Raw genomic sequence first — 19,497 nt, forward strand, 5'->3', positions numbered from 1 at the left:
GTGACGCAGCTTTTGTGTCACGCTCTACATCGTAGCCGTTCGGCCCGGCCACCTGCCAAGGGCCTCCAGCGTCTTCGCGGAGGCTGCGCGTCTGCCGCCGGCCTCGTCCGAGCCGGGCTGTCGTCGGCGAGCTCCGTCCCCCCCGAATCGATAGGACATTTACTGATATGACCATCCTCGTTACCGGCGCCCGCGGGGCAGTCGCCAGGAACCTCACCACTCTCCTGCGGCAGCGCGGCCTGCAGGTCCGCCTGGGCTCCAAGGGCCCCGACGACCCCGCGATCGTCCGCTGCGACCTCGGCGACCCGAGCTCCTTCCCCGCCGCGCTGGAAGGCGTGACCTCGGTCTTCCTCTACGCCGAGGCCTCCCACATCGACGCGTTCGTCAAGGAGGCGGTCCGAGCCGGGGTCGAGCACGTCGTGCTGCTCTCCTCGTCCTCCGTGCTCGCCCCGGACGCCGAGGCCAGCCCCTTGGCCGGCTCGCACCTGGAGGTGGAGTGGGCCCTGACCGCCTCGTCCCTTCGTGCGACGCTGCTGCGTCCGGGGTCCTTCGCGGGGAACGCCCTGGCGTGGGCCTGGTCCATCAAGTCCGGCCATCCGGTCAGCCTGCCCTTCCCCAACTCCCACACCGAGCCCATCCACGAGGCGGACGTGGCCGAGTCGGCTCTCGCCGTGCTCGCCGACCCCGAGCGGGGTGGCAGGGCGTACACGCTGACCGGGCCGCAGTCGCTGACCTTCGCCGAGCAGATCGACACCCTCGCCAGGGTGACCGGCAGGCCCGTCACGATGAAGCCCGTCACCAGGGAGGAGTGGAAGGCGGAGATGGCCGAATACATCCCGGACCGCTTCGCCGACGCGCTCCTGGACTGGTGGCAGTCCAACGACGGCACGCCCGTCGAGATCACTTCGGCGGTGCAGGAACTGACCGGCCACCCCGCCCGCCCCTTCACCACCTGGGCGCAGGATCACGTGGACGACTTCAGGGGGTGACGGGCGACCGCCCCACCGGGCGCCGCCGGCCAGGTGCCCGTCGCCCTGCTCGCCCCGTACCGGACGCTCGCCGGCCGTCGGCCGTTCGGGGTCCGCGCGGGCAGGGCGCGAGTCAGCGAGCCGGGGCCGGCTCGCCGACCTCCACATCGAGGGTCCAGGGGCGCCCGGTGCGCGGGGGCTCGGTGAGGTGGACGGCGTGGCCGAGGTCCGAGAGGACCTTGGCCAGTTGGTCGGGCGTGGCGGGGTCGGCTCCGGTTTGCAGGAGGGTTCGGGCGATCTCGCCGCGAGTCGCCTTCGCCATGTGGCTGACGACCTTGCCGTCACGGAACACCCGTACCGCCACCGACCGCTCACCCGGCTGCCACGCGCCCGCGTAGGTACCCGAGCGCAGGTCCACCACCAGCCCCGGGAGCCGGTCCAGCTCCTTGGAGATCGCGGGACGCCAGAAAGCCGCCAGCGCCCCCACGGGCGGCAGATTCACGCCCATGGAGAGCCGGTATGGCGGGACGCGGTCGGTGATCCGGAGCACACCCCACAGCCCGGAGAAGATGAGGACGCACTCCTCTGCCCGCCTCCTCGCCTCGCCCTCCAGGGTGCCGAGATCGAGATTGTCGTAGAGGACGCCGGTGTAGAGGTCGGCGGCGGGGAGGGCGGGGGCGGTCCTGAGCGCCAGGTTCTTGGCCAGCTCGCCTGCCAGGCCGGGTGTCAGGCCCAGGACGTCCAGGGCGTCACGCCGCCTGGACGCTTTGACGAGGGCGGCCAGCACCCGCTTGCGCGGCTTGTCGAGGGCAGGGAAGGACAGGTCGCCGAAAGGGGGACCGCTTCCCTCCGGCGCCTTGCCTTCGGAGGGCGGCAGCAGGATCAGCACAACGCCACAGCCTATAAGCACTGGTCAGCGAGGGCCGACCGGTACGTGGGCTAGGCTGCGGCGATGGATTTCGACCTGCTCGTTCACGAGGCCTGGCCCGCCTACGACCAGCAGCCCCTGGACGGCTGGATCCTGCGCCACGCCGGAGGCGTGACCAAGCGTGCCAACTCCGTCCTCGCCCTGAGCGCCCCCGCCGACCTCGACGGCGCGATCGCCGCCGCCGAGGCCTTCTACGCCGAGCGCGGAGAGCGCTGCGTCTTCTCCATCGGGCCCCGGACACCTGAGGGGCTCGACAGCGAGCTGGCGTCCAGGGGGTACGAGCTGGTGGACCCGACCGTCATCATGGCGGCCACTCCTGACGAGCTGGAGCCCGCCCACGAGGTGCGCGTCGAGGACCGTCCCTGGCCGGGGTGGCTGGAGACGTGGTGGTCGGTTGACGGACGCTACGAGCTCGGCGTCGAAGCGGCCGCGCGGATCTGCGCCGGGGTCCCCGCCTGGTACGCGGCGGTCGAGGAGGACGGCGTGGCGCTCGCCGTGGGCAGAGGCGTGCCGCAGGGCGACACGCTCGGCATCTACTGCATGGCGACACTGCCGCAGGCGCGCCGCCGCGGCCTGGCCCGCAGCGTCCTGCGAGCCCTGGTACGGCGGAGCGGCGCACGTACCGCCTACCTGTGCACCACGGCCCGGAACGAGGCCGCCCAGGCGCTGTACCGGAGCGAGGGCTTCGAACTGCGGGGTCACTACCACTACCGCCTCCGCTGACGGACGACGCCCGCCGAGCGCTCGAACGGGAAGGCCCAGCAGAGCGCTTCCGGGGCCGGGCCGGAGAACGCCGGCAGGACGCAGGCGCCTGTCCATGGGCACCGCCGGGTAAACCGCTGCGTGGCGCGTCCTCGGCGTCGCGGCCTGTGGCGAAGATGGAGTCGAGTGGCAGCTGGATCGAGGGGCGGGACGGAGTTGGGCGGTGGCTCGGAATCGGACGGCGGCGTCGCTGTGGGAGGACGACCGAAAGGTGTTCAGACAAGGACGAACCCCGCCGATGCATCGGCAGGGCGCGCCCCTGGCACTGAGGTCCAAACCGAAACGAGGACGGCGGTTCCGGGCATGCCGGAACCGCCGTCCTCGTTTCACGCGATATGCGGTTATCTCGTTACGACGAGCAGTTGATCAACGCTCGTCGTTGTGGGCAATTGCAGGGGTTTCGCTGAGCCGAGCCGACTCGTCCAGGATGTCGGCGCCCTTGTCGCGCAGCGCTGCCACGTGCTGACGCCCGTGGTGGGCGCAGAACAGCAGCTCCCCGCCGACAGGCAGGGTCGCACGAATGTATGCCTGGGCACCGCAACGGTCGCAGCGGTCGAGGGCCGTCAGCGGCTTAACGGGGGCGAGAGCTCCAGTCACGTATCGCCTTTCGGGTCACCCCCGCCGAAGCGAGGATCTGGCGTCAGTCACTTGGAACAACATCTAACCGGACGTGGACGTTCCCAATCACCCCCTCGCTACGCCCAGAGCAGAATGTGTCCGTAAGTAATGGTGATCAGCCGCTTGGTAACGGTAAACGCGCCGTCATGGCAAGCTAGTACGCGCGCACAAGGGAAGAGCGGTAAGCTGCGCACACGTGTTCGATGGCGAGAACAGAGGAGCGGGCGTGACGCTAGTGGAGACGGGTTACACGGCTCGTCACCTGTCGGTGCTTGAGGGCCTCGAGGCCGTCCGCAAGCGGCCCGGCATGTACATCGGGTCCACCGACAGCCGCGGGCTCATGCACTGCCTCTGGGAGATCGTCGACAACGGCGTCGACGAGGCGCTGGCGGGCCACTGCGACCGCATCGAGGTCGAGCTCTACGCCGACGGCTCGATCGAGGTGCGCGACAACGGCCGCGGCATTCCCGTCGACATCGAGCCCAAGAGCGGCCTGGCCGGCGTCGAGCTCGTGTACACCAAGCTGCACGCCGGCGGCAAGTTCGGCGGCGGCTCCTACGGCGCGTCCGGCGGCCTGCACGGTGTGGGCGCGTCCGTCGTGAACGCCCTGTCCTCGCGTCTCGATGTCGAGACGCGAGGACACGAGATCAGCTTCCGCCGCGGCGTGCCCGGCGTGTTCGACGGCGATGGGCCCACCGCCAAGTTCAAGAAGAAGTCCGGCCTGCGCGACGGCGGCAAGCTGCGCGAGAACGTCACGGGCACCCGGGTCCGGTTCTGGGCCGACAAGCAGATCTTCCTGCCCGACGCCGAGGTCTCGGTCGACGAGATCCACGTTCGCCTCCGCCAGACCGCCTTCCTGGTGCCAGGCCTGACCCTGGTGGTCATCGACAGCAGGCACGAGGAGCGCGTCGAGGACGAGTTCCACTTCGACGGCGGAATCTCCGAGTTCACCGAGTTCCTGGCCCGCGACGAGCCCGTCTGCGACGTCCTTAGGATGCAGGGGGTCGGCCACTTCCACGAGACCGTGCCCGTCCTCGACGACCAGGGGCACATGACCCCCACCGAGGTGCAGCGCGAGCTGTCCGTCGACGTGGCCGTGCGCTGGGGCAAGGGGTACGAGTCGACCGTCCGCTCGTTCGTGAACGTGATCGCCACCCCGAAGGGCGGCACGCACCTCACCGGGTTCGAGCGCGGCCTGGTCCGCACCATCAACGAGTTGCTGCGCGAGACGCGCCTGCTGAAGAACGGCGACGATCCGGTCACCAAGGAGGACATCCACGAGGGGCTCACCGGCGTCGTCACCGTCCGGGTGTCGGAGCCGCAGTTCGAGGGCCAGACCAAGGAGGTCCTCGGCACCTCGGCGGCCACCCGGATCGTCTCCCACGTGGTGTCGCGCGAGCTCAAGGAGCTGTTCGCGAACCCGCCGCGCGGCTACAAGCAGCCGCTGCGGGCCGTCCTGGAGAAGATCGTCGCCGCCGCCAAGGCGCGTATCGCGGCCCGCGAGCACCGCGACAACCAGCGCCGCAAGAGCGCGCTGGAGAACTCGGCGCTCCCGGCCAAGCTGGTCGACTGCCGCAACGACGACGTCGACCGCAGTGAGCTGTTCATCGTCGAGGGAGACTCCGCGCTCGGCACCGCCAAGCTGGCCCGCGACTCCGAGTTCCAGGCTCTGCTGCCGATCCGGGGCAAGATCCTCAACGTGCAGAAGGCGTCCGTGAGCGACATGCTCAAGAACGCCGAGTGCGCGGCCATCATCCAGGTCGTCGGGGCCGGCTCGGGCCGCTCGTTCGACATCGAGGCGGCCAGGTACGGCAAGGTCATCCTGATGGCCGACGCCGATGTCGACGGCGCCCACATCCGCTGCCTGCTGCTGACGCTCTTCCACCGTTACATGCGTCCCATGGTGGAGGCCGGGCGGGTGTTCGCGGCCGTCCCGCCGCTGCACCGCATCGAGCTCACCAACCCCGGCAGGGGCAGAGAGAAGTACATCTACTGCTACTCCGACGCCGAGCTGCAGAAGGTGCTGCGCGACCTGGAGCGCCGGGGCAGGCGCTGGAAGGACCCGGTGCAGCGCTACAAGGGCCTCGGCGAGATGGACGCCGACCAGCTGGCCGAGACGACGATGGACCCGCGCCACCGCATCCTGCGCCGCGTCCGCATCGAGGACGCCGAAGGGGCGGAGAAGATCTTCAGCCTGCTGATGGGCAGCGACGTGGCGCCTCGCCGCGAGTTCATCGTGAGCAGCGCCGCCGAGGTCGACCGCGACGCCATCGACGCGTGAGCACCTGGTAACCGACCGGAAGGGCCCATAAGCCGTGGGCCCTTCCGCCCAGTGGGCCTGGGCAGGACGGCGGGTTCGTGGGTTGGGCCCGAGCGGTGCGTCGCGCGTCGGTGAGTCAGGCAGCCCGTCGTGGGGTGGGCGGCCGAGTGACGGGTTCGCGGTTTAGGCGGCGCGTAGTGAGCTGGTGTCGATGACCGGCCAGAACTCGGCGATCTGGTTGTTCTCGATTCTGAAGATGACGCAGGCCCGTACCTCCACGGGACGGTTCGTGGCGGGAAGCCCGAAGAAGGCGCCGGAGTGGGTGCCCTGGAGGACCCATCTGGTGGCCACCTTGTCGCCCTCGGCCACCATGTCCTGGACGTCGAAGTGCGGTTCGGTGAGAGTCGAGCGGATGTGCTCTGAGAGCTGCTTGATTCCTTCGGGGCCCGGCCGCGCTGGGCCGGTTCCGGTGAAGGTGGGAGCGAAGATCTCGTCGACCACGTCCAGCTTGCCCTGGTTGAGCACCTCGTCGTACAGGCGCATGACGATGTCTTTCATCGTGATGTCCTTCCGATAAGCTAGTCGCTAGAGAACCATATCTCTAGCTTTCCTAGATATCTGGAACATTAAGGAGTCTGCGTCGCGATGTCAAGACGTGCGTCCCTGGTGGCCGGGCTGCTCGAGGAGTTGCGGAAGACCAACGTGCTGTCGGTCTCGATGAGCCAGGCGGCGGCGGTGCGCATCGGCATCAACACCACCGACCTGCACTGCCTGAACCTGCTGAGCGAAGGGCCGCTGACGGCCAGCGAACTGGCCCGGCGTGCCGGGATCACCACGGCGTCCGTGACCGGGGTCATCGATCGGCTGGAGTCCGTGGGGTACGTGCGGCGTGAGCGTGACGACGCCGATCGGCGCAAGGTCGTGGTGACGGTCGACGTGCAGCGGGCGGGCGCCGACGTGGCGCCGGTGTTCGCTCCGCTGATCAAGGCGTGGCGGGCGTCGCTGGGCGACTACAGCGACGAGGAGCTTGAGCTGATCATCGGCTTCCTGCGCCGGACGCAGGCCCTCTTCCAGGACGAGGTGGAACAGATGCGCTCCAAGCCGACACCCTGAGCGGTCGGCGGCAGCGCCCCTGAGCGGTCGGGCTCCTGCGCCGTGCGTCGCGGGCTGCGCGGCTATCACTGCCCTGGCGGCGAACGCCCCCAGCGGGCGGCGGCGAATGCCCCAGCGGCTGGCGGCGAAGGCGCAGCGGCCGGGTGTCGCACCGGTGGCGGGGGCGCGGCAGGTGCTGTGGTCGGGTGATGATCTCCGCCGGCATGAGGAAGGGGCCGGGAATCGTCCCGGCCCCTGTGGAGCTAACTGGTCAGCCCGAGTGGGTGGCCTCGCCGGTCACCGAACGGACGGTTCAGAGCCGGTCGGTGCTGCCGAGGCGTCACTCGACAGACGTGACGTGTGTGACCTGGTGGAGGTCAGCGCCAGTAGATGACCGTGAGGGTCGGGGGCTTGACGCCCTCGTCCTTGTTCTCCGAGGCGGCGAAGGCGCGCCAGTTGGTGGCCTCCTTCTCGTCCGCCCCCTTGAGCTGGACGCCGTAGTTGGCGGCCCCCGAGGCCCAGGCCTTGGCCATCTTCGTGATCGGCCAGGACAGGTAGCCCGCGCCGCCGGGGCACGGTGCGGTCCAGGTGCGGCCGCGGCCCATGCGGTTCGTCACCTGGCCCTCTTCGGTGGTCGTGGGCTTGTTATCCCAGTTCAGGTCGGTCTCGTCCCACGCGCTCGTGATCCGCTGAGCGGTGAGGCCCGAGCCCACCCTGAGACCGCAGGCGTTCGTCTCCAGGTTCCACATCGCCATGTTCGCGAAGATGACGCGCTTGCCCGTCAGCTTGCGGGTGTCGAACTTGACCAGGCTGCGCATGATGTCGCCGCCCTGTCCGTTCTCCCACGGCATGGTCCCCGCGATGATCATCGGGTCTCCGGGGTGGGCGGCCCAGGAGGTGGCGACGTCGGTGTCGGTCACGCCCGGCAGGGTGATCACCGGGTCGACGGTCACCGGGTAGACCCGCGCCGGGTCCGCCAGGAACTTGGCGTCCGGCTTGAGCACCAGGACCTTGGTGCCGTTCTGCGTCTCGACCGCCGTGTCGATCTTCGACAGCGAGTCGCCGCGCGGCTTGCCGTGGCCCTTCGAGTCCCACATCACCGGCTGCGGCGCGGCGGCCACCACCTTGTCGTCTCCGGCCGTGCTGGTCAGCAGGAGGCGGCCCTCGGCGGACTCGGAGAGCTCCACGCCGTCCGTCTGCACGGGGATGCGGAGTTCGAGCGGGCCGGTGGGACGCTCGCGGAGCACCACGTCGTGCCGGAAGCCCGTGGGCAGCACGGTGACGACGAGGTCGGCGCCGGGGCCCGCGGCGTCGGTGAAGGTGGCGACGTTGTCCTTGACGACCGGCTTGGGCAGCGCGGTCGGCCACTTGATGGAGAAGACGCGGCCGTTGTCGTCGGTCATCTTGGCCAGCGTGCCCTCGCCGCCGTTGGAGACCTCGACCTTGGCCCGCGAGGCGCGCGGCCTGAGCACCGCGCCGTCCTCGGCGAGCGAGGTGTCGATGGGCACCCACTGGCCGTCGCGCTGGACCTGCGAGGGGCCCGAGGTGATGGTCGCGGTGAAGCTGCCGTCGGGGTTGGCGACGGTGGTGCTGGCCTCGTCGGTCAGGCTGGGCACGGGCACGGGCTTGCCCTGGGCGGCGGCCTGGGCCGAGGCGGTCTCTTCGGCGCTCTGGCCGGCGGACGGGAGAGGCGTCAAGGCCGCGGCCGAGGCCTCGAACGCGGTCGCGCCGGTGAGCACGGTCACCGTGCTCAGGCCGAGCGCCAGACGGCCGATGGAACGGTTGAGGGAATTACGCAAGTTCCGTCCTAACGTGATGAAAACGGTGCGTGGCATGCGGCCGCACCGGGTGCGGCCGCATGTCTGACCTGAGGGCGTCGAGCGGGGATGGGTCCCCGGCGACGATCACCGATCGTTAGGCGGCGCCGGATTGATGATGAACATGACGTCCCCGTTCTGTCGTAGGCGAACAAGATCGCCGACGGGTCACAGAAATATCACAGGGGAGATCACTGCTAAGTGCCATATCACATGTGTGCGATATATGTCACAAAGCGGTTGGTTATTGAATGAAGCAGAAAGTCGTCACGGGGCGACCGGCAGCAGTTTGCCCGTGCGGACGTCGTAGATGGCTCCGCCCACCGGTAGATCCGGCGGAAGGAAAGGCGACGACTTGATGCGGGTCAGGTCGTGGCGCAGGGCCGCGTTCTGGTCGGGGACGGTGTGGAAGTCCAGGCTGCGGGTGTCGACCCCGCGGCTCGTGGTGAGCGCATGGACGTCGTCGTCGGTGACCTTGGCCATGCCGCAGTCGGTGTGCGGCATCACCAGGACGCGTTCGACGCCCAGCAGGTAGACCGCCAGGACGAGGGTACGCAGGACGTCGTCGGTGACACGGGCTCCGGCGTTGCGGAGGATCTTGGCGTCTCCCGCCTTGAGCCCGAGGAGGCCGAGCGGGTCGATCCGGGAGTCCATGCAGGTCACCACGGCGAGGCCGCGGGCTGCCCGGCCAGTCAGGTCGGAGTTTCGGAACTTGGTGGCGTATTTCGCGTTGGCGGCAAACAGATCGTCGAACGCACTCATGTCAAAGATGATTCCGCATGTCGCTTTGATGATGCTTTCCGGGGGGCCGACAGGCGGGACTTGGGCAACATCCCACGATCAGCGCTTACGATGCGTGATGATGTCGTAGCCCAAAGTGTGTTACCTGAAGAAGGATGTCGTGAGTAGGTCTGAATCGCTCGCCGCATGCCTGCGCGCCCACGCCCGGCGCCGTCTCGACCGGGTGGAGTCCAACGACGGCGGTCGCAACGCCAGGTCCGCGCTGGCGCTCCTCGACGCCGCCGCCTACGCGGCCAGCCTGCCGGACGACGACCCGCTCATCGCCATGCTGGACCGGGCCGGCTGCTACGGCCCGCTGGGATGCGAGGACTTCGACCCGGGCGAGGGCGGTCACCGCCTGATCCGCCACTGGCCCGGCGGCGAGCCCCACGAACTCCTGCTCGCCCTCCCCGCCGCCGTCCACGCCTCCGCCTGACGGCTTTCGCGAAAGGCACCAGGTAGCCGCTCCCGCCGGGGTCGGGCAGGCCGCCAGGCGGGAGCGAGCCGGGTGGGGCGCGGTGTCAGGCGGGGGCGTTGCCGGGCTTCCACTTGATGCCGCAGCCCATCGACGGGGACTGGTCGGAGTTCACGGGCTCTCCCGACAGGACGGCGTCGATGGCCGCGCGGAGGGACGAACCCGTCACGGGGACGTCGTTACCGGGCCGGGCGCCGTCGAGCTCACCCCGGTAGGCGAGCTTGAAGTGGGCGTCGTACAGGAAGAAGTCGGGAGTGCACGCGGCCCGGTACGCCTTGGCCACCTCCTGCGTGTCGTCGAGCAGGTACGGGAAGGTGAACCCGGCCCTGGCCGCCTGCTCCGCCAGGTGCGTGGGGTCGTCGTCGGGATAGGTCACGCTGTCGTTGCTGCAGATGGCGACGATCGACAGCCGGGAGCCGTAGTCGGCGGCCAGACGTCCGAGGCCCTGCTCGATGTGGCGGACGTAGGGGCAGTGGTTGGACAGGAAGACCACAAGGGTGGCGGGGGAACCCTTGAGGTCCAGGAGGGAGACGCTGCCGCCGCTGATGGCGGTCAGGTCGAATCCGGGTGCGGGTGTGCCCAAGGGAACCATGAACGAGTTGGCAGCCATGAGTCCATTGTTGTCGGTGGTCGCTGATATGACTCTGCTGGAGGTGTTTCTTGAACGGCATCGCACGATTCCGTACCACTGTCCTTGACTGTCCGAACCCGCGTGAGCTGGCGGAGTTCTACTCCCAACTGCTCGGCTGGCCCGTCGCGCCGGGCGGTGACGACGACTGGATGGTGGTGACCGACGGCGGGCCGCCCAAGCGGCTGGCCTTCCAGCGGGTCGCGGATTTCCAGCCGCCGCAGTGGCCGAGCTCCGACCGTCCGCAGCAGTTGCACATTGACGTGACGGTCGACGACCTCGACAAGGCCGAGGCGCAGGTGTTGCGCATCGGCGCGGTCAAGCACGAGGTCCAGCCGAGCGAGGAGGACACTTTCCGCGTCTTCCTCGACCCGGCCGGGCACACGTTCTGCCTGTGCAGAGACTGAAGCCGCTCGCCACCACCGACCAGGACCGCGGGTTCAGCGGCGTGCGGGTGTGGCTCACGAGCTCGCCCGGTGATTGTCACGGCAAGGGCCGTGTCTCGTTAAGTTCGTGTCCTGGTTAGCCGAAGTGCTCAGTCCGACGATGACTTCGTCATGTGGGCGACCTTGTGCTTCCTGCGCCTGCCGCTCGGTGACGCAGTGCAGGACCGCGTCGTCGGCGACGAGCGGGTCGAAGGTCCCTCAGGTTCCAGCAAGTAATGCTGGGCGAGCCAGACAACGGATCACGCCCCTGGTGCGGCGACGGCGTCTGCGGGCAGGCGACGCGACAGGTGGAGCACCACGATGCTGGCCAGCGTGAGCACGGTGGCGAGCGTCAGCCACAGCAGCGACGGTGCGGTACCGAGCAGGGCCGAGAAGCCCGCAGGTGCGATGACGGCCGCCATCGCCCAGGTCTGCTGGTAGATCGCCAGGTAGCGGCCCCTTAGGGCGGCGGGCGCTGTCGCCGTCGTCAGGGCCCAGGCAGGAGTGGTGTGCATGAGCTCGCCGAGGGTTAGGGCGAGCGTGGCCGTCACCAGGCCGAAGACGCGCGGCAGGCCCGATGGAAGGAGCGCCGTCGAGGCATACGCGCCGCACGCGACGATCAGGATCACCCCGCCCAGCGCCATGGCGTGTGTACGGCGGGCGTTGCGCTGCCACCGTCGCACCCCGAGTTGTCCGGCGGCCACCAGGATGGTGTTGAGGGTGTACAGCAGGCCCAACAGCCAGGCAGGGGCGCCGAGTACTGCGACCGCGTACACGGGCAGCGCAACCGGAAGGATCATGTGCGCCAGCGTGAACGCCTGCTCGGCCGCCACCAGAGCGACGAACGGCCGGTCTGCAAGCACCCGCCGGTAGCCTCCGTGCTGTCTCGAGACGGCCTCCGCCGGTGCGTGCCGCCCCGAGAGGATTAGGCACCCGGTGGCCACGACGAAGCTGGCTGCGTTGACCAACGCGATAAGCGTGAATCCGGTGTCACCGGCGAGCGACACTGCCCACGCCGACAGCAGCCCGCCCAGCCCGAAAGCGACATTCCTGGCGGTCGCCATGAGCGCGTACAGCCGGTCCCGGGCCGCCCCCTGCGCCAGGACCGCGATGTAGCTGCCGGAGGCGGGATAGTAGGCGCGGTCGCCGACCGCAACCAAAGCTGCGACAGCGATCAACGCGGCGAAACCGTCCACGAACGGGTACGCGGCGAAGCCCAGCGCACGGAGCACATACGTCGCCATCAGCACGCGGCGCGCGTCGAACCGGTCGATCAACGCACCGGCCACCGGATTCGCAGCCAAGCCCACCGCAGCGGCGGCTGTCACTCCTAGGCCGACCGTGGTCATGGGCAGGCCGGTCACCTCATGGATGAACAGCAGGGTGAGCGGGACGTAGAGTCCGTTGCCGAGCGCGTCGACGAACATCCCGACGAGGAACGGCCGCGCCCCCGAGACGCGAGCGGTAGAGGTGACTGACATGGCGACGAGTATCCGCAGGCGCAGGCCGAAATGGATCAGCTGATAGCCCTAGACGGTCTCCGCCCATGGTCTTAGGTCAACCAGTTGAGCCACCTTCATCCTGAAGAGTAGGCCTGTCGGCGGCGACCGTGCCGGGGGGCGGCCGATGGGGAGGCAGACCTTGATGGCGGCCAGGACGGGGATGAAGCGGGAGCTGTCGGCGGCCTGCCCCGGGGTGAGCAGGAAGGGGTCCCGGTAGTAATGGCACAGGTCCAACGGATACGCCTCTGACCTGCCCTTATGCAGAGGCCTCGGGCTGGTGGGCCAGACCTGAGCTCTGCGAATCAATGCAGGTCAGAGGCGTATCTGTTGGATTTTCGGCCGAAACTACGGGGGACCCCTAGGGCATCGGCCGCTCGACGCTGGCCTTGTCGCGGGGAGCTGACGCGCTTTCGGCGCGCGTTCTACGACTCGATGAGGATCACCCGGCCGTGGACTTTCCGCAGGTAGGCAACGAGTTTGCGCAGTGACCAGCGGGTGAAGGGCTGGCCGAGTTTGGTGGGGCAGGTGGTGGGCCGTCTGGAAGACGAAGTCCTCGTCGTCACGACTGAGCAGGCGGGGACGGCCTCCCTCCCACCGAGGGCTGGTTCGTGTGGGTTGTCGAAGCCCTGGGCGGCTTTGATGCCGAGCGCCTTGATGGTCGGGTGGTACTTCATGGCCCAGGCGGCGAAGCGGGTGTAGCCGTTGAACGCGAGCTCGCCCGAAGGGAAATGGCCAGCCAGCGCGCGGGTCATCGCCTGGAAGGAGTTGCCGGGCATGAAGGGGAGCAGCCCCTCGGCGACGATCATCGCTGGCCGGTCACCGGGGATGGCTGTGAGCCAGTCGGAGCTGGTGAGGTCGGCTCCGACCAGGTGGGAACGGCTGGGCAGACATTTGTCCCGCAGGTGCACCACTTCCGGGAAGTCGATGTCGTACCAGTCGACGCCGGGCGGGGGATCACAGCGGAACATCCTGGCGCCCAGGCCGCAGCCCAGGTCGAGCACCACGCATCCGGAGTGAGCGGCGATGTAGGCGCGGACAACGTCATCCAGCTTCTTGGCGCGCAGTGCCGTGGTGAGGATGAGGTTGGGCTTGACCTTCAGCTTGCCAAAGTCGTAGTCGATGTTGCCGGCCAGGTCGGCGGAGCGCGTGTCGCCGAGAATCGGGCTGGGCAGCATGGCCTCCAGGGCTCTGGCCTGGAGAGTGAGCAGCAGCGTTTCCCTGGATCAGCCCGAGTTTGCGCCGATATCCTGCCGCCATGCGATTGATGATCACGTCTCTCATGGTCGTCCTCTCCGCATGCAGCGCTGCCGCCCCCGGGACCGCGCCCACGTCGCCCTTGGCCGACCCCGCATCCTCCACGAAGCCCGCGGCCACAAGCGCTACGTCGTCACCGTCCGACTGTCCCGCCGAGCCCGCCGATACCCCATCGCAACGAGAGAAGTACCGATTGCCCGCGCGCAACGGCTGGCGGCTGGTCGACACCTTCCCCGAGGAGGACATCAACGACATCGCGGCCACACGCGACGGCACGCTCTGGGCGATCGGCTCCCGCGAGGTCAGGCGTGCTATAACACCGGAGGTAGTGGGCGGCTGCGTGGCACGGTTTCGTGACGGCCACCAGGGCGTGGTCTTGAAGTTCAGCGCCAAAGACGCGCACCGGTCCGAAGCGGAGATCACCGCGCCCGGCTGCGCGGAAGACCTCGACCGCGGGGCGGTCGCACCGTCCGGGGAGCTTTGGGTGGCCGGGCCCGCGCCCATCGAGTCGAAGGCCGAAGCCTGCGTCGCCCGCTGGGGAGGCCGCGACTGGCGGGAGTACCCGCTGGATTTTCAGCCGCAAGACCTGGCCGTCGCCGGGGACGATGCCTGGGTCATCGCACCTGTCGATTCGCCGCCGATCGTCACCCAGGTGACGCCCGCGGGGAGCCGCGCGCATCGTCTCAGCATGAAGCCGATGGCGGTAGCAGCCGTCAGCCCCACCTCGGTCTGGGTGGCCGGGATGCACCCACACGGCGACAAGATCATGGTCAACCGCTGGAACGGCCGATCCTGGCAGGCCATCCCCTCTCCCGCACCGGACATCAGGGTGGGCGTGCGGCCCGACAAGCTCGACTCCGTTGAGGTGTCCGACCTGCTGGCTCTCGGCCCGCGCGACATCTGGCTGAACGTCACGATCGAGGTCTATCCGCCCGGCCCCGACGATGACGCCACGTTCACGAAGGAGCTGCTGGCGCACTGGGACGGGGCCTCGTGGTCCTGGTCATGGCAGCCGGGCAGGCGTCGTATGAGTGTCATGCCAGAGCTCGGCTCCGACGGCCGGGGCGGGATCTGGCTGTCCGGCGTCGGCGTCTACGATGGCGCAGGCGAGATCGCCCACGTCTCGGGCGGCCGTTGGACGCCGATCACGCTGCCAGGAGACCTGGCCGAGGGGTATGCCGTCACCATGCGCCCCGGCACGAGCAGAGCCTGGGTGGCCGGGTACTTCGCCGTCGATCGGGACGTCGACAACATGGAGGGGACCGCGATATCCGCCCTCTGGACGACAGACGGACCGCCTCGCCGTAAATCAGGATAAGTGAGCTGCGGCTTTGCGGCACGACAGCGTTTCGTGAAGCCGTGAGCTCACAGGGGGGCGTCACGGAGCAGCCGTCAAGGGTGGCGTACCTGTCGGTCGCTGATGAGGTGGGCGGCGCACAGTTCTTCGACGGCGAGCGCGGCGTACTGGTGAGCGCCGTATTCGGACAGGTGGACTGTTGGTGGAGGGAGCGGGAGGTCACCGATGCGCTGGCGGATCTGCTGATCGCCACGGTGCACCGGATACCTTCCTGTAAGGGTGTGCCCTTCACAGTGCTCGCGGCGACATCTGTCACGCGGGTTCGGTGCGGCCCTGCCGCCCCGGTGGGCGGAGGGGCCGTGACCTGCTGGGAACCGATCTATCCGAGCACCGGGTAGTTCGCGCGGAGCACGTTGTGCGGATCACGGGCCCGCTTGATCTCCCGCAGCCGCGCGAGCGCGCAGCCGGAGAAGGACTTCGCCGCCGTGTCACCGGGGGACAGCAGGGTGTACGGCTTGCGGCCGCTGATGTAGGCCTCCAGGTCGGCCACGACCTCGGCCTGCTTGGCGCGCGTCGCATCGGCCGCGTGCGTGGTGGATTGTCCCAGCTGCCCTGCTGGTCGGTGGCACCGTGACCGCGGTGGCCTGGTGGCTGCTGGGCAGTCTTCCCCCGCTCAAGACAGCTGAGCAGATCGCCGCCCGTCATGGCGCGCTGCAGATCGCGCTGGGTGCCGGTGCTGGGATCGGCGCCGCCATCACAGTTATGCTGGCCTTCCGCCGTCAGCGCCACCAGGAACTCGCCGCGCTGATCACCAGCAAACATGCCGAGCGCACCGCCGAACTCGCCGAACGCGTCGCCGAACAAAACCGGCAGGACGCGACCGAGCGGCGCGTGACCGAGCTCTACACCAAGGCCGTCGAGCAACTCGGTCACGCCAAGGCCGCCGTCCGCCTGGGCGGCTTCTACGCGCTAGAGCGCCTGGCCCAGGACAACCCCGGCCACCGGCAGACCATCGTCAACGTCATCTGCGCCTACCTGCGCATGCCATACACCCCGCCACCGGCTCCCGACCCGGCCGGGACCGCGCGGAGGCCCTACGTAGCGCCCCGGCGCCGCCATCAGGCCCTGCGCACCGCCGTCCGAGGAAGCGGTGCTCCCCAGGTCGGCAAGTCCGACGCCCCTAGCCCCGGCCAGGACGCCGAAGGCGAACGCCAGGTCCGGTTCACCGCCCAGCGCATCTTGGCCAACCACCTACGCGACGACCGCACCATTGCGCAGCGAGAAAGCGAACCCGCCAATGCGCGATTCTGGCCAGGTATGGACATCGACCTGGCCGGCGCCACTCTTATCGACCTGAATTTCGACCTTTGCCATATCACCCGTGCCAACTTCACCAGGGCAGTCTTCGCGGGGGACGCCTGGTTCGACGGGGCGACCTTCACCGGGAACGCCGAGTTCGACGACGCGATCGTCGTGGTTCCAGATGCTGACCATGTTTGGCCTGCCGGTTGGGCGGTCGAGGTACAGCGTGACGGTACGGGGCGGCTGAAGCGGCCGACGGCTTTGTTGAGTTCTGGGTGCTGGCCGGTCTTGCTCGGGGATGCAGACGTTGCCCACCGCCAACCCCGTACGTGAGGGCCACAACAGGAAACAGCGGGCGAAGCGCGCCACCGAACACGCCGCGGAGAAGGCTTTCAAGGAAGACCCGACGGGCGCCAACGCCCCGATCGCCACTCCCGCGCCCCGTCCCGGAAATGTCACTGAGCGCGCCTTTGAGGACGCCTGCGGCGTAGCCGTAAGCGTCCGCATCAAGCATCACCATGTCCTGGTCCTCGATGTCCAGGCCGCGGAAACCGGGTGGGAACGGCACGGCCATGTGCTCGGCCATCATCTGCGCGAGCGCGTCGAGCTTCTCTTCGAACATGCGGGAGATCTTGCCAGGGCACGCGGGCGTCCCCACGTGCGGTTCGCGTCATTGGATCGGATGTCCCGACACTCAAACGCGTGCCCCAACCCGGTGGGTGAACCTATACGGTCAGAGCACTAGCGAGACGCCGTGCAGCGGGACGATGCGGCGCCCGGCCCAGAATCCGATATGCACGCGGAGTGCCGTCATGACCGACCAATATCCACAGGCAACCGGCCAGACCCGATTCGAGTACACGGCAACGACTGCTGTCATCGGCAAGATGTTCGCAGTACTCGACCACGTGGCTGCAGCCGGCGGTCAGTCAACGCTGGCACGCATTGCGGCAGCGACGGGGCTGCCGAAGCCGACGGTCCACCGGCTCGTCAAGGATCTCAAGAGCTGGGGAGCCCTCGAGGCTGGCGGTGACTGGCTGAGACTGGGGCCCCGGCTTTTCGAACTCGGCCAACTCGTCCCCCACACCCGGAACCTGCGCTCAGCCGCGCTGCCGTTCATGCAGGACCTCTACGAAGCAACACACGAAACCATTCACCTCGGAGTGCTGACCGGCGGACACGTGGTCTACATCGAAAAGATCACAGGCCACCATTCCGGCGCCACCCCCACACGCGTCGGAGGCCGCATGCCGGCTCCCTACACCGGCATCGGCAAGGTCTTGCTCGCCTATTTGCCCGGAGATGCAGTCGACGTGGCCGTTCGAGCCGCCGGCCCGCCTCGCACCCCCACCTCGATCTCGTCACGCGACGTTCTGAGCCAGGCGCTGGCCACGGTCCGTGAACGCGGTGTCGCCTTCGATCAGGAGGAATCACAGCCAGGGCTGGTGTGTGTGGCCGCGCCGGTCTTCGATCGGGCTGGCGCCGTCGTCGCCGGCCTCTCCGTCGCCGGCCCGGCGGGCCGCTTCACGCCTGCGCGCTTCGAAGCAGCTGTCCTCACCGCCGCACACGGCGTCCGCCGCACTCTCCGCGCCGCCCCAGCTGGCGGTTGATCCGCGTCCTGCCTGATCCACCCAACCGGGTTTCACATCATGGAACGCTCGCCTGGCTCAGAAAGTCGCCACTGGTTCACAATTCCCACCATGACGGACACACGCCACACCAAGAGCGCTTCTACGGCTAAGTCGGGAGAAGCGCGGGCAAAGCTTGCCGAACTCGGACTGGAACTGCTGGATCACCCTGCAGCCGGTTCCTACAAGCCCCTCGTGATCGACGGTGACCTTGCCTTCGTCTCCGGTCACGTCGGATGGAGGAACGGCGGCGCCTCCGCCGTAGGCATGCTCGGCGACGATTTTACCGTGGAGAACGGGCAGTTCGCGGCCCGCGACGCTGCCCTCGCTCTGCTCGGCACACTCGAGAAGGAACTCGGCACCCTGGACCGCATCGCGGGCGTACCTCGTCTGTTCGGAATGGTGCGCGCGCTGCCCACGTTCACGCAGCATCCCGCGGTGATCAACGGTGCCTCTCAGCTCCTCCTGGACGTACTCGGCGAGCGTGGAGAGCACAGCCGCTCGGCGGTCGGAATGACCTCGCTGCCGTTCGGCGCCGCGGTCGAGATCGAAGCGGTGGTCCGTCTTGCCTGGTAGAGAGCGCGACCTCGCCCACGTCACCTTACATCCCAGACGTGCTGCGGCGCCTGTCAACCAGCCCGTGGCTCACCCGATCTACCAGACGTCGGCCTGGCAGTTCTCCGATCTGGAGCAGATGGACGCAATTTTCGGTGGCAAGGTGGCCAACGGAGCCACATACGGCACCATCGGTCTGCCCAACAACCTCACTCTCGAGGCCGCTGTCAGCGACATGGAGGGCACGGAAGCAGCAGTGGCCGGCAACACCGGAATGGCCGTCATTGCGGCTTCTTTGCTCACTGCACTGAAGCCCAGCGACCGGGTGATCGTGAGCGGGGAAGGCTTCGGATGGACTCTTGGACTGCTGCGTGACCTCCAGCAGTGGGGCATCGAGCACGTCATGGTCGACCTCACGTCTGCGGAGCAGGTGACCGCGGAACTGCGGCGCGGGGCGGCTCTGCTCATCGCTGAGTCCATCTCCAACCCCCGCCTGCGGGTACCGGACCTCCCCCTGCTCATCGAGCTTTCGCATCAATACGGGACGAGGGTCTTGGTGGACAACACGTTCGCCAGCCCATACCACTGCCGGCCCGCGGACTGCGGTGCGGATCTCGTGGTGGAAAGTGCTACCAAGTTCCTCGCAGGCCACGGGGACACCGTTCTCGGTGTCGTGTCCGGATCAACCCAGGACATCGAGCGCATCCGAGACCGCATGGTCCGTCTTGGATCGATCGCTGCCCCGATGGACAGCTGGCTTGTTCTGCGGGGGCTGCAGACACTGACCCTCCGCATGACACGAGCCACGCACACTGCAGCGGTGTTGGCCGACTGGCTGGCCGAGCAGCCACAGATTCACCGGGTCCTCTACCCCGGCCGCAGTGATCACCCCGACCACCAGGCGGCGGAGAAGGTACTCGACCAGGGCTACGGCCCGATGCTCTCCTTCGAGCTTGCGCCCGACTTCGCCGCAGCCAACCGCTTCACCCGTGACCTGGAAATCATTCGGCTTGTGCACTCGCTGGGTGCGGCCCAGACGACGCTCTCCCACCCGGCCAGTTCGACCCACCGCCTGTTGTCGGCACCCGAACTGAAGACTGCCGGTCTCCACCCGGGATTCCTCCGCATGTCTGTGGGCCTGGAGAGCCCTGACGACCTGATCGACGACCTAGACCGGGCTTTGAAGAACGTGCCGGCCTAGCGTTC

At 68.3% G+C, this 19,497-nt stretch carries 19 protein-coding genes and 2 pseudogenes; 11 read left to right on the forward strand and 10 right to left on the reverse strand.

Annotation, left to right across the window (positions count from 1 at the left end; all coding sequences use genetic code 11):
• Window positions 1-167: 167 nt before the first annotated feature.
• Window positions 168-989, forward strand: a complete 822-nt coding sequence (locus ABZ297_RS21350; RefSeq protein ID WP_355348675.1) for an NAD(P)H-binding protein — start codon at window positions 168-170, stop codon at window positions 987-989.
• A 112-nt stretch (window positions 990-1,101) separates the two neighbouring features.
• Here ABZ297_RS21350 and ABZ297_RS21355 read toward each other — a convergent pair whose 3' ends face one another.
• The gene (locus ABZ297_RS21355; protein WP_355348678.1) at window positions 1,102-1,857 is read right to left on the reverse strand and encodes a peroxide stress protein YaaA; all 756 of its coding nucleotides are present in this window, start codon (window positions 1,855-1,857) and stop codon (window positions 1,102-1,104) included.
• Between the two features lie 63 nt (window positions 1,858-1,920).
• On the opposite strand from ABZ297_RS21355, the gene ABZ297_RS21360 reads away from it, so the two are divergent.
• Complete coding sequence (locus ABZ297_RS21360; protein ID WP_355348680.1) at window positions 1,921-2,619, forward strand: GNAT family N-acetyltransferase; 699 nt, start codon at window positions 1,921-1,923, stop codon at window positions 2,617-2,619.
• A 405-nt stretch (window positions 2,620-3,024) separates the two neighbouring features.
• Here ABZ297_RS21360 and ABZ297_RS21365 read toward each other — a convergent pair whose 3' ends face one another.
• Window positions 3,025-3,255: a hypothetical protein gene (locus ABZ297_RS21365; protein WP_355348683.1), complete on the reverse strand. Its 231-nt coding sequence runs from the start codon at window positions 3,253-3,255 to the stop codon at window positions 3,025-3,027.
• A gap of 247 nt (window positions 3,256-3,502) precedes the next feature.
• On the opposite strand from ABZ297_RS21365, the gene ABZ297_RS21370 reads away from it, so the two are divergent.
• On the forward strand, window positions 3,503-5,557 hold the full coding sequence (locus ABZ297_RS21370; RefSeq protein WP_355348685.1) for a DNA topoisomerase IV subunit B: 2,055 nt from the start codon (window positions 3,503-3,505) through the stop codon (window positions 5,555-5,557).
• 162 nt (window positions 5,558-5,719) lie between these two features.
• Here the strand turns inward: ABZ297_RS21370 and ABZ297_RS21375 are convergent, their stop codons facing one another.
• Entirely contained in the window at window positions 5,720-6,094 is a 375-nt protein-coding gene (locus ABZ297_RS21375; RefSeq protein ID WP_350807145.1) for an ester cyclase, read from the reverse strand.
• An 87-nt stretch (window positions 6,095-6,181) separates the two neighbouring features.
• Between ABZ297_RS21375 and ABZ297_RS21380 the strand changes: the two genes are divergently transcribed.
• Window positions 6,182-6,649 carry a MarR family transcriptional regulator gene (locus ABZ297_RS21380; RefSeq protein WP_355348689.1) on the forward strand — a complete coding sequence of 156 codons (468 nt, stop codon included), beginning with the start codon at window positions 6,182-6,184 and terminating at the stop codon, window positions 6,647-6,649.
• A gap of 356 nt (window positions 6,650-7,005) precedes the next feature.
• On the opposite strand, the gene ABZ297_RS21385 is transcribed toward ABZ297_RS21380, so the two are convergent.
• Window positions 7,006-8,427, reverse strand: coding sequence for a DNRLRE domain-containing protein (locus tag ABZ297_RS21385; protein WP_355348692.1), 1,422 nt, complete (start codon window positions 8,425-8,427; stop codon window positions 7,006-7,008).
• Window positions 8,428-8,712: 285 nt separating this feature from the next.
• Window positions 8,713-9,207 (reverse strand): carbonic anhydrase, encoded by a 495-nt coding sequence (locus ABZ297_RS21390; RefSeq protein WP_355348695.1) that lies wholly within the window; start codon window positions 9,205-9,207, stop codon window positions 8,713-8,715.
• A gap of 139 nt (window positions 9,208-9,346) precedes the next feature.
• Between ABZ297_RS21390 and ABZ297_RS21395 the strand changes: the two genes are divergently transcribed.
• Window positions 9,347-9,661 carry a hypothetical protein gene (locus ABZ297_RS21395; protein WP_355348698.1) on the forward strand — a complete coding sequence of 105 codons (315 nt, stop codon included), beginning with the start codon at window positions 9,347-9,349 and terminating at the stop codon, window positions 9,659-9,661.
• 85 nt (window positions 9,662-9,746) lie between these two features.
• Here ABZ297_RS21395 and ABZ297_RS21400 read toward each other — a convergent pair whose 3' ends face one another.
• The gene (locus ABZ297_RS21400) at window positions 9,747-10,310 is read right to left on the reverse strand and encodes a thioredoxin family protein (RefSeq protein WP_355348701.1); all 564 of its coding nucleotides are present in this window, start codon (window positions 10,308-10,310) and stop codon (window positions 9,747-9,749) included.
• Window positions 10,311-10,360: 50 nt separating this feature from the next.
• Here ABZ297_RS21400 and ABZ297_RS21405 point away from each other — a divergent pair, with 50 nt between their 5' ends.
• Window positions 10,361-10,735 (forward strand): VOC family protein, encoded by a 375-nt coding sequence (locus tag ABZ297_RS21405; RefSeq protein WP_355348704.1) that lies wholly within the window; start codon window positions 10,361-10,363, stop codon window positions 10,733-10,735.
• 278 nt (window positions 10,736-11,013) lie between these two features.
• Here the strand turns inward: ABZ297_RS21405 and ABZ297_RS21410 are convergent, their stop codons facing one another.
• The 3 genes and pseudogenes from ABZ297_RS21410 to ABZ297_RS21420 all read right to left on the reverse strand — a co-directional run.
• The gene (locus ABZ297_RS21410; protein WP_355348707.1) at window positions 11,014-12,234 is read right to left on the reverse strand and encodes an MFS transporter; all 1,221 of its coding nucleotides are present in this window, start codon (window positions 12,232-12,234) and stop codon (window positions 11,014-11,016) included.
• Window positions 12,235-12,710: 476 nt separating this feature from the next.
• Window positions 12,711-12,855, reverse strand: a pseudogene (locus tag ABZ297_RS21415) (IS630 family transposase); the annotation flags it as partial.
• A gap of 200 nt (window positions 12,856-13,055) precedes the next feature.
• Window positions 13,056-13,430: pseudogene (locus ABZ297_RS21420) on the reverse strand (class I SAM-dependent methyltransferase); the annotation flags it as partial.
• A gap of 272 nt (window positions 13,431-13,702) precedes the next feature.
• Between ABZ297_RS21420 and ABZ297_RS21425 the strand changes: the two are divergent.
• Window positions 13,703-14,827, forward strand: coding sequence for a hypothetical protein (locus ABZ297_RS21425; protein ID WP_355348710.1), 1,125 nt, complete (start codon window positions 13,703-13,705; stop codon window positions 14,825-14,827).
• A gap of 358 nt (window positions 14,828-15,185) precedes the next feature.
• Here ABZ297_RS21425 and ABZ297_RS21430 read toward each other — a convergent pair whose 3' ends face one another.
• Window positions 15,186-15,356 carry a hypothetical protein gene (locus ABZ297_RS21430; RefSeq protein WP_355348712.1) on the reverse strand — a complete coding sequence of 57 codons (171 nt, stop codon included), beginning with the start codon at window positions 15,354-15,356 and terminating at the stop codon, window positions 15,186-15,188.
• 80 nt (window positions 15,357-15,436) lie between these two features.
• Between ABZ297_RS21430 and ABZ297_RS21435 the strand changes: the two genes are divergently transcribed.
• From ABZ297_RS21435 to ABZ297_RS21450, 4 genes are all read left to right on the forward strand, one after another.
• Window positions 15,437-16,441 (forward strand): pentapeptide repeat-containing protein, encoded by a 1,005-nt coding sequence (locus tag ABZ297_RS21435; RefSeq protein ID WP_355348715.1) that lies wholly within the window; start codon window positions 15,437-15,439, stop codon window positions 16,439-16,441.
• Window positions 16,442-16,920: 479 nt separating this feature from the next.
• The gene (locus tag ABZ297_RS21440; RefSeq protein ID WP_355348718.1) at window positions 16,921-17,718 is read left to right on the forward strand and encodes an IclR family transcriptional regulator; all 798 of its coding nucleotides are present in this window, start codon (window positions 16,921-16,923) and stop codon (window positions 17,716-17,718) included.
• Window positions 17,719-17,808: 90 nt separating this feature from the next.
• The gene (locus tag ABZ297_RS21445) at window positions 17,809-18,312 is read left to right on the forward strand and encodes a RidA family protein (protein WP_355348720.1); all 504 of its coding nucleotides are present in this window, start codon (window positions 17,809-17,811) and stop codon (window positions 18,310-18,312) included.
• On the forward strand, window positions 18,302-19,492 hold the full coding sequence (locus ABZ297_RS21450) for a PLP-dependent transferase (RefSeq protein ID WP_355348723.1): 1,191 nt from the start codon (window positions 18,302-18,304) through the stop codon (window positions 19,490-19,492). Before ABZ297_RS21445 ends, ABZ297_RS21450 begins: the two co-directional genes overlap by 11 nt.
• The last annotated feature ends 5 nt before the right edge of the window (window positions 19,493-19,497 follow it).

Source organism: Nonomuraea sp. NPDC005983, assembly GCF_040614375.1.
GTDB lineage: Bacteria > Actinomycetota > Actinomycetes > Streptosporangiales > Streptosporangiaceae > Nonomuraea.